10 protein-coding genes are annotated in these 13,784 nt (G+C 65.8%); 6 read left to right on the forward strand and 4 right to left on the reverse strand.

The genetic code is table 11. The features are described 5' to 3' along the window. A partial coding sequence (locus ACKODO_RS15675; protein WP_408984378.1) for an efflux RND transporter periplasmic adaptor subunit occupies positions 1 to 956 on the forward strand: 956 nt, incomplete at its 5' end. A gap of 61 nt (positions 957 to 1,017) precedes the next feature. Further along, the gene (locus ACKODO_RS15680) at positions 1,018 to 4,185 is read left to right on the forward strand and encodes an efflux RND transporter permease subunit (RefSeq protein WP_408984379.1); all 3,168 of its coding nucleotides are present in this window, start codon (positions 1,018 to 1,020) and stop codon (positions 4,183 to 4,185) included. A gap of 230 nt (positions 4,186 to 4,415) precedes the next feature. Here ACKODO_RS15680 and glpD read toward each other — a convergent pair whose 3' ends face one another. Beyond that, on the reverse strand, positions 4,416 to 5,918 hold the full coding sequence (gene glpD, locus ACKODO_RS15685; protein ID WP_408984380.1) for a glycerol-3-phosphate dehydrogenase: 1,503 nt from the start codon (positions 5,916 to 5,918) through the stop codon (positions 4,416 to 4,418). Positions 5,919 to 6,054: 136 nt separating this feature from the next. Between glpD and ACKODO_RS15690 the strand changes: the two genes are divergently transcribed. Next, on the forward strand, positions 6,055 to 6,828 hold the full coding sequence (locus ACKODO_RS15690; RefSeq protein ID WP_408984381.1) for a substrate-binding domain-containing protein: 774 nt from the start codon (positions 6,055 to 6,057) through the stop codon (positions 6,826 to 6,828). Beyond that, positions 6,825 to 8,891, forward strand: a complete 2,067-nt coding sequence (locus ACKODO_RS15695; protein WP_408984382.1) for a HAMP domain-containing protein — start codon at positions 6,825 to 6,827, stop codon at positions 8,889 to 8,891. The genes ACKODO_RS15690 and ACKODO_RS15695 overlap by 4 nt, the downstream gene beginning before the upstream one ends. A 192-nt stretch (positions 8,892 to 9,083) precedes the next feature. Here ACKODO_RS15695 and ACKODO_RS15700 read toward each other — a convergent pair whose 3' ends face one another. Further along, complete coding sequence (locus ACKODO_RS15700; protein ID WP_408984383.1) at positions 9,084 to 10,151, reverse strand: 2Fe-2S iron-sulfur cluster binding domain-containing protein; 1,068 nt, start codon at positions 10,149 to 10,151, stop codon at positions 9,084 to 9,086. A gap of 269 nt (positions 10,152 to 10,420) precedes the next feature. On the opposite strand from ACKODO_RS15700, the gene ACKODO_RS15705 reads away from it, so the two are divergent. Then, the gene (locus tag ACKODO_RS15705) at positions 10,421 to 10,849 is read left to right on the forward strand and encodes a GlcG/HbpS family heme-binding protein (protein ID WP_408984384.1); all 429 of its coding nucleotides are present in this window, start codon (positions 10,421 to 10,423) and stop codon (positions 10,847 to 10,849) included. Here the strand turns inward: ACKODO_RS15705 and ACKODO_RS15710 are convergent. Further along, positions 10,824 to 11,135, reverse strand: coding sequence for an EscU/YscU/HrcU family type III secretion system export apparatus switch protein (locus ACKODO_RS15710; protein ID WP_408984385.1), 312 nt, complete (start codon positions 11,133 to 11,135; stop codon positions 10,824 to 10,826). The two genes, ACKODO_RS15705 and ACKODO_RS15710, sit on opposite strands and share 26 nt — an antisense overlap. Further along, positions 11,132 to 12,649, reverse strand: a complete 1,518-nt coding sequence (locus ACKODO_RS15715; protein ID WP_408984386.1) for a flagellar hook-length control protein FliK — start codon at positions 12,647 to 12,649, stop codon at positions 11,132 to 11,134. The genes ACKODO_RS15710 and ACKODO_RS15715 overlap by 4 nt, the downstream gene beginning before the upstream one ends. Before the next feature lie 154 nt (positions 12,650 to 12,803). Between ACKODO_RS15715 and ACKODO_RS15720 the strand changes: the two genes are divergently transcribed. Continuing rightward, the coding region (locus tag ACKODO_RS15720; RefSeq protein WP_408984387.1) for an ATP-binding cassette domain-containing protein at positions 12,804 to 13,784 on the forward strand (981 nt) is incomplete at its 3' end.

The raw sequence follows: 13,784 nt of genomic DNA on the forward strand, positions 1-13,784 counted from the left end.
AGAGCGTGACGATCGCCTCGAAGGTTTCCGGCATCGTCGAGAAGATCATCTTCACCGAAGGCCAGGATGTGAAGGCCGGCGACGTGCTGGTCGAACTCGATGTGGCCGAACGCAAGGCCGAGCTTGAGGCCGCCCGCGCCGCGATCCAGACCGCCCGCGCCCAGCGCGAGGAGGTGAACCAGAAATTCGAGCGGGCCCAGCAGCTGCGCCGCGCCGGTGCCGGCACGGAAGCCCTTGTGGCTGATCTCACGCTCCAGCTTCGCACCGTGGAAACCACGGTTGCCGCCGCCGAGGCGCGCGAGCGGGCCGCTGCCGCCCGGCTGGAGGATTACACGGTCCGCGCGCCGTTCGATGGTCGCGTCGGCCTGCGTCAGGTCAGCCTCGGCGCTTTTGTCGATACGAAGATCCCCATCACCACGCTCGATGATGTGGGGCGCATCCGCCTCGATTTCTCGGTCCCCGAGCCGTTGCTCTCCCGCGTGCGGATCGGTGCAGAGATCAACGCCCAGTCGGTCGCCTTCCAGGGCCGTGTCTTTCAGGGCACGGTCGCGGCCGTCGATACGCGCATCGATCCGGTGACGCGTTCGGTGAAGCTGATGGCGGTCATCGAGAATTCCGATCTCGCGCTCAAGCCCGGCATGTTCATGACGGTCGCGCTCGAAGTGGCGCGGCGCGACAATGCCGTGATCGCGCCGGAGGAAGCCATCGTGGCCGAAGGGCCGCGGCAGGTCGCCTATGTCGTGAAAGACAACCGGGTGGAACGCCGCATGGTGATGATCGGCCAGCGCAGCTTCGGCAAGGTGGAGATCATCGAAGGCCTCAAGGCGGGCGAAACCATCGTGGCACGCGGCATCCAGCGCGTGCGCAATGGCATCGCCGTGCAGCCGCGCCCGCTTTCGGGTCCGCCGGCTGCGGGCGCCGCGCCGAATGCGGCTCGCGTCCCTTCAGCAGGCTGATCGGCGGTTTCCGGCACGGCTGGCCAGGATTCAGGACTGACAGGATTCAGGGGAGACGGGAATGCAGATTTCCGACGTGACCATCCAGCGTCCGGTCTTCGCGGCCGTGATCTCGCTGCTTCTCTGCGTCGCCGGCGTGGCGGGGCTGGTCTCGCTGCCGGTGCGCGAGTATCCGCAGACCGACCCTCCCATCGTTTCCATTTCCACGGCCTATCGCGGCGCCTCGAACGAGGTGATCGAAAGCCGCGTCACCGAAGTGCTCGAACGCGCGGTGGCGGGCATCGAGGGCATCACCGAGATCGCCTCCTTCAGTCAGAACGACCGGTCGAACATCACGGTCGAGTTCAATGTGAACCGCGATGCGGATGCGGCTGCGGCCGATGTGCGCGACCGCGTGGGCCGCGTGCTCGCGCGCCTGCCGGAAGGGGCGGAGACGCCGATCATCCAGCGCGTGGATGCCAATGCGCAGGCGATCCTCTGGGTTGGCGTGACCTCCGAAAATCTCGATGCGATGGAACTGACCGACTTCCTCCGCCGCGCGGTCATCGACCGGCTGGCAACCGTGCCCGGCGTGGCAAGCATCAATGTGGGCGGCGAGCGGCGCTATGCGATGCGCATCTCGATCGACCGCATCGCGCTCGCGGCGCGCGGTCTCACCGTCCAGGATGTCGAGAGCGCCATCCGCCGGCAGAATGTCGATCTGCCGGGCGGGCGTCTCACCTCCTCGCAGCGCGAACTCACGGTGAAGACCGATTCCAAGCTCTCGAACCGCGAGGAATTCGCCCGCATCGTCGTGGCAAACCGCAACGGCTATCAGGTGCGCCTCGGCGAGGTCGCGCGGGTGGAAGTCGGCGCGGAGGACGAGCGTTTCGAATTCTACACGCTCGGCAAGACGGCGATCGGCCTTGGAATCATTCGCCAATCCACCGCCAACACGCTTTCGGTGGCGGAAGGCGTGGCGCGCGAGCTTGAATTGCTGCGCCCGGCCTTCCCCGAGGGCACGACCTTCCAGATTCTTTACAACGAGGCGAATTTCATCCGTGCCTCGATCAACGGCGTGCTGAAGACCCTGGCCGAGGGCATTTTCCTCGTCGTGCTGGTCATCCTGATCTTCCTGCGCGACTGGCGCTCGACGCTCGTGGCATCGATTGCGATCCCGGTCTCGATCATCCCCACCTTCGCGGTGCTCTGGATATTCGGCTTCTCGATCAACGTGCTGACCCTGCTCGCCATCGTGCTGGCGATCGGCATCGTGGTGGACGACGCGATCGTGGAGGTCGAGAACGTTCATCGCCGAATCGAGGAAGGCGAGCCGCCGCTGCTCGCCTCCTTCATCGGCGCGCGCGAGATCGCCTTCGCCGTCATCGCGACCACCATCACGCTGATGAGCGTGTTCGTTCCCATCGCCTTCATGGATGGCCAGACGGGTCGCCTCTTCCGCGAATTCGGCATCACCCTCGCCACGGCGATCTTCTTTTCCGGCGTTGTCGCCCGAACGCTCACGCCGATGCTCTGCTCGAAGCTGCTGAGCCATCACCACAGCTGGTTCCACCGGAAGACCGAGCCATTTTTTGTCGGTCTCGGCCATGCTTATGCGAGCTTGCTTCGCCGCGCGCTGAATGCGCCCATCCTCGTCATTGCCATTGGCCTCGGTGTCAGCCTCGCGGCGGTGCAGCTCTTCAGCACCATTCCCACCGAGTTTTCGCCCGTCGAGGATCGCGGCGTTGTGATCATCCCGATCAATGCGCCGGAAGGGGCCTCGCTCACCTATACCCGCGAGCGCGTGCGGGAGGTGGAAAAGCTTCTCCAGCCCTATGTCGACCAGAAGATCGTCGAATCGACGCTGACCATCGTGGCGCCGGGCCTGCAGCGACCCTCGCCGGTGAATGCGGGCCTGCTGATCGTGCGCATGACACCCTGGGGCGAGCGCACCGTGAAACAGAGCCAGCTGCAGCAGGAATTGCTGGCGAAAGTGCAGGCCATCCCCGGCGCGCGTATCTTCCCCATCAATCCGCCCTCGCTGGGCCAGCGCGGCTTCCGCCAGCCCATCTCCTTCATCATCGGCGGGCCGGATTTCCCGACCGTCTCCGCCTGGCGAGACATCGTCATGGAAAAGGCGCAGGCGACGGGCCTTTTCCGCAATCTCGACAGCGATTTCAACGAGAACCAGCCCGACCTGCGCGTGAAGATCGACCGGGCCCGCGCGGCCGATCTCGGCGTCCCCGTCGATGTGATCGGGCGCAGCCTGGAACTCATGTTCGGCGAACGCGAGATCTCCACCTTCGTGGATCGCGGCTTCGAGTATCCGGTGATCCTGCAGGCAAAGGCCGAGAACCGCGTGAGCCCGGAGGATCTGAAGAACATCTTCGTGCGCACCGGAACGAACGAGCTGGTGCCGCTCTCGAACCTCGTGCAACTCACCGAGATCGCCGGCCCGCAACGCCTCAACCGCTTCGATCGTCTGCGTGCGATCACCATCTCGGCATCGCTTGCGCCGGGCGTCACCCTGGGACAAGGCCTTGAGGCGCTCGACAGGATCGCGGCGGAATCGCTGCCCGCGGAAGCGCGCATCGGCTATGGTGGCCAATCGAAGGAGTTCAAGCGCTCCTCGAACTCGATCTACATCACCTTCGTCTTCGCGCTGGTGATCGTGTTCCTCGTGCTTGCCGCCCAGTTCGAGAGCTGGATCGCGCCAACCGTCATCATGATGACTGTGCCGCTGGCGCTGACGGGTGCGCTCGGCATTCTGCATCTCACCAACCAGACGCTGAACATCTACAGCCAGATCGGCATGATCCTGCTCATCGGCATCATGACCAAGAACGGCATTCTCATCGTCGAGTTCACCAATCAGCTGCGCGAGCGCGGTTATCCGATGTATGAAGCCGTGCTTGAAGCTTCGGAAATGCGTCTGCGCCCCATCCTCATGACCTCGATCGCCACGGTGGCGGGTGCAGTGCCGCTGGCGCTTTCGGGTGGTGCGGGCGCGGAAGCGCGTTCGGCCATCGGTTGGGTGATCATTGGCGGGGTGGGGCTTTCCACCTTCATGACCCTGTTTCTCGTGCCGGCGCTCTTCCTGCTGATTGGCAAGTATTCGAACCCGCGCTCGACCATCGCGGAGAAACTCACCGAATTGCAGCATGCCTTCGCTGGCCGGCTCGGCAAGTTCGGGGATGTGCCCGCCCCCGAGCGGAAGGCGGATGGCGGCAAGGCCCAACCGGCCGAATGATCCTGAAGGGACGCGACCCCGGGAGGGGTCGCTTTCAGAGCGGATTCCGATCTGATTAAATCAGCTCGGATGCTCTCTCTCTTTATCCTTGTCGCATTTTCTTCCCGCGAACCGGTGCCCACCCCCGCCTTCGCAGGGGCATGCTTCGCTTGAAAGTGCTTCTCTCTTTCTTTTTTCGCATTTTCTTCACGCGAACCGGAAACCACTTCGCTTGAAAATGCTCTCTTGTTTCAGAACAGGCGAGCGACCTCGGCGCGCTCCGCCGCGCTCATGTGAAGCCCGAGCTTCGAACGCCGCCAGAGAATGTCATCGGCCGTCATCGCCCATTCGCGGCTCGTGAGCCAGGCGATCTCCCGGCTCGTGAGCCCGCCACCGAAGGCGCGGCCGAGATCACCCGCCGAACGCGCCTCACCCAGGATCTCCATGACATCCGTGCCATAGGCGCGTGTCAGGCGCCTCGCCTGCCGCCCCGGAAGGAACGGGTAGCGCGCTGCGTGCTGTGCCACGAGGTCATCGAAGCCCTCGATCGGGAAATGCCCGCCGGGAAGGGCTTCGCGGGCAGTCCAGCCGCCCTTGCCGCGGGCGTGCTCGGGCAGATGCGGTTCGAGTTTTTCCAGCGCATGTTCCGCCAGGCGGCGATAGGTCGTGAGCTTGCCGCCATAGACCGAGAGGCTCGCGGCACTGGCCTCAGGCGCCTCAAGATGCAGCACGTAATCGCGCGTCGCCTCCTGCGCCTTGGAGGCGCCGTCATCGTAAAGCGGCCGCACGCCGGAATAGTTCCACACCACGCTTTCCCGCGTGATCGGCGCCTTGAAATATTCGGAGGCCGCGCGGCAGAGATAATCCGTCTCCGCCTCGCTGATGGCCACGGCGGAGGGGTCGCCCTCATAGTCGCGATCCGTGGTGCCGATGAGGGTGAAATCTGTCTCATAGGGAATCGCGAAGATGATCCGACCATCCGCGTTCTGGAAGATATAGGCGCGCGCATGGTCAAAGAGCTTCCGCACCACCACGTGGCTGCCCTGCACCATGCGGATGCGCGCGGGCGTGTTGAGCCCCATCACGCCGCTGGTCACGAGCCCCGCCCAGGGGCCGGCGGCATTCACGAGCAACCGCGCGCGATGCTCTTTCCTGTCGCCGGTTCGCGTGTCGCGGGCCTGGATGGACCAGACTGATTCTGTGCCCTGCTGCACGCGGCGCGCCTCGGTCACTTCGGTGCGCGTGAGGATGGTCGCGCCCCGAAGCTGTGCATCCCGCGCATTCAGCACGACGAGGCGCGCATCCTCGACCCAGAGATCGGAATACTCGAAACCCGAAAGGATGCCCTCGCGCAGAGGCTCCCCGGCGGGGTCTCGCGCGAGGTTCAGGCTCCTCGTCGCGGGCAGCTTCTCGCGGCCGCCGAGGTGATCGTAGAGGAACAGGCCAAGCCGCAGCATCCAGGCGGGCCTCATGCCGGGCATCTGCGGCAGGACGAAGCGCAGGGGCCAGACGATATGCGGCGCGATGGCCCAGAGCCGCTCGCGCTCCATCAGCGATTCCCGCACGAGTCGGAACGCGTAATGCTCGAGATAGCGCAAGCCGCCATGGATCAGCTTGGTGGAAGCCGAGGAGGTGGCCGAGGCGAGATCGTTCTTCTCGATCAGCAGCACGGAAAGGCCGCGACCGGCAGCATCGCGGGCAATTCCGGCGCCATTGATGCCGCCGCCGATTACCGCGACGTCGTAAGTCGACATGGAATTCCGCTTCTTCTTCTTTCGTGTTCCGTGGGGAAGCCGGGGAAAGGACCACGCCCGGCAAGGGGAAGTCAATTCTTAACCAAGAAAGGTTACCGTTTCGTCCTTTCCGGTTCCTGTCACGCGTTGTACCGCCATGCCCTATGCCGAGAGAAACCTGCCGCTTTCGGCCGCGCTCGTCGCCTGTCTGGGGCTCTTCGGGCTGGAGCGGCCCGTCCTGGCCGAAGAAATCCTCATCCCTGGCGTCGATACCGGCAGCGATATCCTGCGCGCGCTGGCGCTCGCCCATGATGGGCGGATGCGCGGCGAGCTGGTGCTGGTTCCTCCGCCCGTGGGCGCGGGCAGTGCCCTGGCCGATGTGATCGGCGACCGGGCGACCCTTGCCCGCATTGACCGCCCGTTGCGCATGGATGAACGCGAGGCGGGTCTGGTGGCGCGGCCGCTTTTCACCCTGCCGGTGCTCGTCCTGGTGCATCCTGGCCTCGGGAAGCCGAACCTCCGCGCGTCGGATCTCGCCGCCATCCTCGACGGGCGTATTCTGGATTGGTCGAGCCTCGGCGGCCCTCGCCTGCCCATCCGGCTCGTGACGCGTGACGGCCCGCCGGAGCATGTCCTGCAACCCCGCTGGGCCCGCGCCGAGCGCCATGCTGATCTTGTCGCGATTGTCCGCCGCAGCCCCGGCTCGCTCGGCCTTTCCACCGGTCGCCTGTTGCCGGAGGATGAGCCGCTGCTCGCGACCATCGACGGCTTCGATATCCGCAATCCACGCTATCCGCATCGCATCGAGGTTGCATTGGCGCATAAGCCGGGCCGGCTCACCCCGGCTGTGCGATCCTTCCTCGCCTTCCTCGCCAGCGCCCGCGCGGCGGAACTCGTTTCCGCTTATGGGGGCACCCCGTCGCGGCCATGACTCGGAAGGCGGGCCTGCCGGTTTTCTCCCTGGCCTGGCAGATGCTGGCGGCGTCGCTGGCTTTGCGCTGGGCGCTGATCGTCACGCTGGTTGCGGCCACTGGCCTCGCGCTGATGGTCCATGCCGTGGGTTCGGCCCTGCGCGCGAAGATCTTGGCGGAGGGGGATCGCCTCACCGAGATCGCGGAACAGAAAGTCGCGGACCGTCTCGAGATCGAGGCGCGCCTAGCGGTTCACCGCCTGAGGGGGCTGGTGATGCGCCACGAGGCCGCCTTGCAGGACCTCGCGAGCCAGCCCTCGCTGCTGCGCCTGCTGCGCGAGCGCGACGAGCGGCGCATCGCCGAGCGCCTCCATGCCGATTTGCCGCGCCTCGGCTTCACGGGGGCGATGCTGCTCGACCAGAACCTCATCCCCGTCGGCGCGGATCAGGCCGACCTGCCACTCGCCATGGCCGAAAAGGCGGCGCAGGCGCTCGATTTCGTCGAGGCGCTGCAGAACATCCTGGTGCCCCATGACCGGCATGCGCCCATCCGCTTTCGGGCGCTTGGACCGATGGGCCTTGGCATGGAACTGCTGTTCCGGCGGCCGATCCAGGATCGTTATGGTCTGATCTCGGCGGTGTCGGTCCATGATGAATTCGGTGATCCCGCCGGGCTTCTCATCGCTTATCGCCTGCTGCAGCCGGCCGAGGCAACGCTGACGGACTTCGCGGAGACCACGCGCGCCGGGCTTGTTCTGGCGTGGGGCGAGACGGTGATCATCCGCGCGGGAGATGTCCCGGCAGACATCGTGCCGCCGCCGGAGGGCACGACCCGCTATCTCGGTGGTCACATCCATCGCTGCGTGGCCTCCCTGCCGCAGACGCGGCTGTGCATGCTGCGCGACGAGAACGAGGTCGTTCATTTCCGCAACGAACTGCAGCTGATGAGCCAGAGCGAGACCAGCCGCATGCAGACTCGGCTCGCGGTATTCGCCTCGGGTCTCGCGATCCTGATCGGCTGGCTCATCCTGTTGTTCACACGCCGGCTGACAGGACCGCTGACGGATATCACCGGTGAAGTGTCCCGCGTCGCCGCAGGCGAATGGACGAAGGCCGTGCCCCATGCCCAAAGGTCGGACGAGGTGGGCCGCATCGCGCGGGCCATCGAGGCGATGCAGATCGCCCTGATCGAGCGCGACCGCATGCGCCAGGAAATGATCCGCATCGATGCGATCAACCAGCGGCGGCTGGCGATGGGCGAGGCCATCGGCCGGTTCGAGAATGGCATTGGCGATGTCATGGCCAAGATGGGCGAGGCGGCCGAGGCGCTTGCGCGGGCCAGCGATGCGATCGGCAAGGCGGCGCGCTCGGCCGAGCACCAGGCCGACCGCATCCAGAGAACCACGATCGCCACCGCGCAGGAGGCGACGCTGGCGTCGGGCGCGACGCTTCAACTGACGCGCGGTATCGCCGAGATCGAGACGCGCCTGAAATCGACCCGCGCGGCCGTTGAATCCGGCGAGGAAACCACGCGCGCCGCAGGCGACGATGCGATCGGCCTCTCGCGCCTCGCGATCGAGGCCGAGCAGGCGCTCGGGCATATCCAGAGCCTGGTGGCCAACCTGGCGCAGGGCGCACTTTCCGCCTCGCTCGGCGCGGCGCAGGCGGCGCAGGCGGGCAGCTTCTCTGGCGCGGCCGAGGGGCTCATCCGGTTCACCGCAGAAACCGCCCAGGCGGCCGAACGGCTTGGCGCTGCCGTGTCACAGGTCGCGATTGTGGCCGAACTCCAGGCCCGCCGCATCGGCGATCTTGGCGAGACCTTCGAGCGCGCCTCGCGCGATACGGCGGAAATCGCCGTGGTGATGGCGGAGCAGGATGCCGCACGCCGCTCGATCTCCGAAAGGCTCGCCAGTGGATCGACCGCCATGACCGGCCTCAACGAGGCGGTGGAAGAATTGCGGGTGAGCCTGCATGGGGCGGAAGAGGCGACCGAGGAGGTGCTGCGCGCGGCTCGCATGATGATCACCGATGCGCAGACCATCGACAATGGCCTGCGCTCCTTCGTGCGCGAAGTTGCCGCCTAGGGTCAGGCCTCCGAGGTCAGGATTCTAGAGCGGACTCCGATCTGATTGAATGAGACCGTCCGTTCTGATTTCTTATTGTTTAACACATTTTCTGCGACCAACCGGCATCCAATGGATCGGAAACTGCTCTAATTTCTTATTGTTTAACGCATTTTCTTCGACCAACCGGTATCCACTTGGTCGGAAAATGCTCTAGACCGGGCGGATCTGCCGCACATTGGCCGGAAGCGGCTGCGGATCGGGCAAGGGGGGAGGGGCCTTCCGGCTGCCGGACAGATACCGCGCGATGCGCTCCACCACGCCGGCCTCGGCCGGGGCCGCGACATGCGGAATGCCATAGGCCGTGGCACCGGCTCTGGCCGCTTCCCGCATCACGGCCGAGACAAGGCCCGGATGGCCGGCGACATGCACGGAATCGGTTGCGCCGAGCGCCGGCAGGTGCAGCGTCGCGCGGCCATGGCGAACGGGCGGCAGCGGATGCGCGCCGGATGCGGTGAGGATGATCTGCTCGACTCCCTGTCGCGCCAGCCATTCCAGGGCGGGGCGCATGTAGAGGTCGCGCGGATCATGCGCCGAAGCGATGAGATGCACCGGCCGGTGCGGCTGGCCGAGGCGCGCGGCCACCGCGATGGACCAGATGGCGGAGAAGCCGGTCCCGCTCGAAACGAGCACCAGACGTCCATCGCCCTGCCGAAGATGCGAATAGCCACAGGGCCCGGCCAGCTTCACGCGGGTGCCGGGGCGGAAGCGTTCCTCGGGTTTCTCGCCGAACAGCCCGCCCTCCCGCCGGCGGATGTGGAAATGGAGGGTGTCGAGTTCCCTCAGGCCGTCGAGCGACAGGGTGGGCGTGAAACGGCGCGGCGCTGCCTTGCCGAAGGCGAGTGTGACATGCTGGCCCGGCAGGTAGGGAATGGGCTTCTCGACCTGAAGCACGAGTTCCACCACCTCTGCCGAGAGGCCGCGCCAGGCTTTGACTTCCGCTGCGGATTTCACCTCGCGCGGGAAGGGGTCGAAAGTCAGCGTCGCTTCGCCCGCCACCCTTGCTAGGCAGGCCAGAACCGTCGGGCCGATCGGTTCGCCACCCTCCACCGCGCCCTGGTCGAGGCGGATGCGGCAGCTTTCACACGGCACATGATGCGCGCAAAGGCCGGGATCATCCTTCGGGAGCCGCAGGCCCGCGGCTTCGGCGGCCGCCAGCACGGTCTGGCCGGTGCGCGCCGGGATGCGCGTGCCGTTGATGGTCAGGAACGTGTCGGCCATGGCCACCCTTGCCTGCTTCGTTCCACGAGGTCTCGCCGGCACGAAGCAAATCAGTCGTTGCGGCAGGATAGAAGCTCTGCCGAAGCGATCAAGCGTGGCAAGGCGCGGATTCGCGCGTTTTCGCGCCGGGCCCGGACCTGCTTGTCCACATGGGCATGAGGCTTGTGCGCAATCGGAAAGGCCGGATGGCTGGCGCTCCGAGGCCGGGCGATTTATGGGCGAGGCAGAACATCGCAGCGGGGCTTTCCCGCCGAACAGGGAGTTCGACCATGCTCACCCTCGCCAAGGCCCGGAAGATTGCCGATACGGCCCTCAGGCACGCGCGCGCCAAAAACTTCAAGCCGCTCTCGATTGTCGTGCTGGATGCCCGCGCGCAGCGAAAAGTGGTGCTGACGGAAGACAACACTTCCATCAAGCGCGCGGAAGTGGCCTATTCGAAGGCGAATGGAGCGCTGGCCATGGGCGCGGGCAGCCGCGCGCTGGGCAAGATGGCGGGCGAACGCCCGGCCTTCATCCAGGCCGCGATGCACATTGCCGATGGCGCGCTGGTACCGGTTCCGGGCGGCGTGCTCATCCGCAACAAGGGCGTGGTCGTCGGAGCGGTCGGGATTTCCGGTGACACGTCCGATAATGACGAGGCGGCTGCCATTGTTGGCATCGAGGCCGCGGGCTTCACGGCTGATCCGGGCGCGGCATAAGCGCGTTGCCGGCCTCCGGGCGCTTCAGGCGACCGGTTTTCAGCACGAAGCCGATAACCTCCGCCACCGCCTTGTAGAGCGGCACGGGGATCTGCTCGTCGAGATCGATCTGGGAGAGCGCCTGCGCGAGCACGGGGTTCTCCTCGATCGCGATGTCATGCTCGCGTGCGGTCTCGATGATCTTTTCGGCGACGTGCCCTTCGCCCTTCGCGGTGACAATGGGTGCGCCATCGCCGAAATCGTATTTCAGCGCGACAGCGACCCTTGCTTGCGGCTTTTCGCTCATGAGCGGCGGTCCAGATGCGCGGAGGGGCGATGAACCGGGCCTGCGGGTCGGCCATCCTTCACATCGAGATGCGCGACCTCGAAGGCCGCGCCCGTGAGTGCGGCGTGCAGATCACCGATCGCGCGGCGCGCATCCTCGGCCATCGCCTTGCGCTCGGCCCAGAGCGTCACGCCCACGCGCTGGCCTCTGAGGGCGATCTCGGCCTGAACGGGGCCGGTTTCCTCGAGATCGAGCGCGATGCGCACCTTCCAGGGAAAGGCTTCCGAGCCTTCCCCGCCTTCATCCCCTACCAGAATGCCGGGCGGGAGATCCGGGCGCGGGTCATGCTCGATCATCACGCCGATCATCGCGGTCTCGGGCCGCTCCTGGCCATGTGTCGCGAGTGGGATCTGGAAGGCGAGGCGGCTCGATTGCGTCCGATCATCGGTCACGGTCATCCCGGGATGATCAGGCAGGGATGCGATCTGCTGCAGCTTGATGCGCTCGACCCCGCCCTCCACCAGGCGCGCAAGGTCGGGACCGCGCGGCGTCGGCATTTGCGGCCGGTCGCTGGCAGCGAGGAGATGTGTCGGCAAGGGCCTGACCGACCCGGAAGACGCGTCGGCGTCTCCGCCAAGGCTTGCGCGGATGAGGTTCAGCAGCGATTTCAGGTCATGCGGAAGGCTGCCACCAGTGCCCTGGGCGAGGGCCGCGAGCCGCCCCTCGAAGAACAGGCCGGATTGCTGCAGCGCCTGCTCGATGCTCGCGGCATCGGGTTTGGCAAACCCATCCATTCGCATCGCGCGCAGGGAAGCGAGCATGGCCGAGTCCACGCCTTCGGTCCTACCCGAGAGCAGGGCGGACAAGGCGCCGCCCAGTGGCATCTGCCGGATCGCGGCCTTCAGGCTCGCCTCCAGCAGAGCCGGCGGCAGCGTGGCCAGAGCCAAAGGGCCAATCCCGCGGCTGCCACTGAGCTGCGGCGCGGTACCGCCCGAAGGCGAGGCATCACCCCGCTCGGCCAGTGGCAGATGAACCTGCGCCAGCTTCTGGATGAGTGAACCCGGCGAGCCGGGTGGGAAAAAATCGGCAAGGGGCGGGGCAGGCGAGGCCGATGGGCCGGTGCCGTTCTGGGAGATCGTGCGGATGGTCGCCGCCGTGATCGCCGGCAGGGTGGGCGCGGGGAGAGACAGGCGGAGCACGCCACGCTGGGCATCCACCTCCACCTGCAGCATGGTGCCGCGGGCGAACAGGCCCGGATTGGCCTTCGCGGCGCTGACAAGCGCATCGGGGAGGACCACCTCGAGCGGCATGCCGCCGAGGCTGAGGGTGAGGCGATTGCCATGCGGAGCGAGAAGGACAGTCGCGAGGCGCGGCGCACCTGCATCGGTCAGCGCGCCGGGCGCATGGCGCGTTGTATGGTCTGCAGCATGACCAGTCACGCCCAAGATTTCATCGAGCACTGCAATCAGGGTCTGAAGGTTTCTGGCCTTCACCTCCTGAACCTGATTGACCATAACGGCCGAAACGCCCGCCATCCACGCACACTGAAAACGCAACACACCTGCTGCAGCATAGCGCAGGAGCCTTTCGCCTTTCTTTCTGCAATTCGAAGGAAGCGCGCCGTTGCTCTTCGGGCAGCGAAAGCCTACATCCCCGCCAACCCCTTCATCCGACCAGCCGGAGCCGTTGATGTCCCGTCAGTTCATCTACCATATGCGTGGCCTCACAAAGGTCTATCCGGGCGGCAAGAAGACGCTGGATAACATCCATCTCTCCTTCTACCCCGATGCGAAGATCGGCGTCCTCGGCGTCAACGGCGCAGGTAAATCCACGCTTCTGCGCATCATGGCCGGCATCGACAAGGAATGGACCGGCGAGGGCTGGGTGGCCGAGGGCGCGCGCGTGGGCTACCTGCCGCAGGAGCCGAAGCTCGATGAAGCCCTCACCGTGCGCGAGAACGTGAAGCTCGGCGTTGCGAAGAAGCAGGCGATCCTCGATCGCTACAACGAGCTGATGATGAACTACTCGGATGAAACCGCTGAGGAGGGCGCGAAGCTCCAGGACCAGATCGACAGCCAGAACCTCTGGGATCTCGACAGCAAGGTCGATCAGGCGATGGATGCCCTGCGCTGCCCGCCCGATGACTGGGCGGTGACGAACCTTTCGGGCGGCGAGAAGCGCCGCGTCGCGCTCTGCAAGCTGCTTCTGGAGCAACCCGAATTGCTGCTCCTCGACGAGCCCACCAACCATCTCGACGCCGAGACCGTGAACGGGCTGGAAAACCATCTGCGCGAATATCCCGGCGCGATCCTGATCGTGACCCACGATCGCTACTTCCTCGACAACGTGACCGGCTGGATTCTCGAACTCGATCGCGGCAAGGGCATCCCCTACGAGGGTAATTATTCGAGCTGGCTCACGCAGAAGCAGAAGCGCCTCGAGCAGGAGGGCCGCGAGGATGCCGCCCGCCAGCGCACCATGGCGCGCGAGCAGGAATGGGTGGCCTCATCCCCCCGCGCACGGCAGGCAAAGAACAAGGCGCGCATCACCCGCTACGAGGAACTGGTTCAGAAGGCTTCCGAGAAGGGGCCGGATACCGCGCAGATCATCATCCCCATTGCCGAGCGCCTCGGTGGCAACGTCATCGATTTCGAGAACCTCTCCAAGGGC

The organism is Rhabdaerophilum sp. (assembly GCF_046092605.1).
Lineage (GTDB): Bacteria > Pseudomonadota > Alphaproteobacteria > Rhizobiales > Beijerinckiaceae > Rhabdaerophilum.

Excerpts from the sequence above, each read along its gene's own strand:
- ACKODO_RS15680 (WP_408984379.1), top strand. The coding sequence starts at position 1,018 with ATGCAGATTTCCGACGTGACCATCCAGCGTCCGGTCTTCGCGGCCGTG.
- glpD (WP_408984380.1), bottom strand. The coding sequence starts at position 5,918 with ATGTCGACTTACGACGTCGCGGTAATCGGCGGCGGCATCAATGGCGCC.
- ACKODO_RS15690 (WP_408984381.1), top strand. The coding sequence starts at position 6,055 with ATGCCCTATGCCGAGAGAAACCTGCCGCTTTCGGCCGCGCTCGTCGCC.
- ACKODO_RS15695 (WP_408984382.1), top strand. The coding sequence starts at position 6,825 with ATGACTCGGAAGGCGGGCCTGCCGGTTTTCTCCCTGGCCTGGCAGATG.
- ACKODO_RS15700 (WP_408984383.1), bottom strand. The coding sequence starts at position 10,151 with ATGGCCGACACGTTCCTGACCATCAACGGCACGCGCATCCCGGCGCGC.
- ACKODO_RS15705 (WP_408984384.1), top strand. The coding sequence starts at position 10,421 with ATGCTCACCCTCGCCAAGGCCCGGAAGATTGCCGATACGGCCCTCAGG.
- ACKODO_RS15710 (WP_408984385.1), bottom strand. The coding sequence starts at position 11,135 with ATGAGCGAAAAGCCGCAAGCAAGGGTCGCTGTCGCGCTGAAATACGAT.
- ACKODO_RS15715 (WP_408984386.1), bottom strand. The coding sequence starts at position 12,649 with ATGGCGGGCGTTTCGGCCGTTATGGTCAATCAGGTTCAGGAGGTGAAG.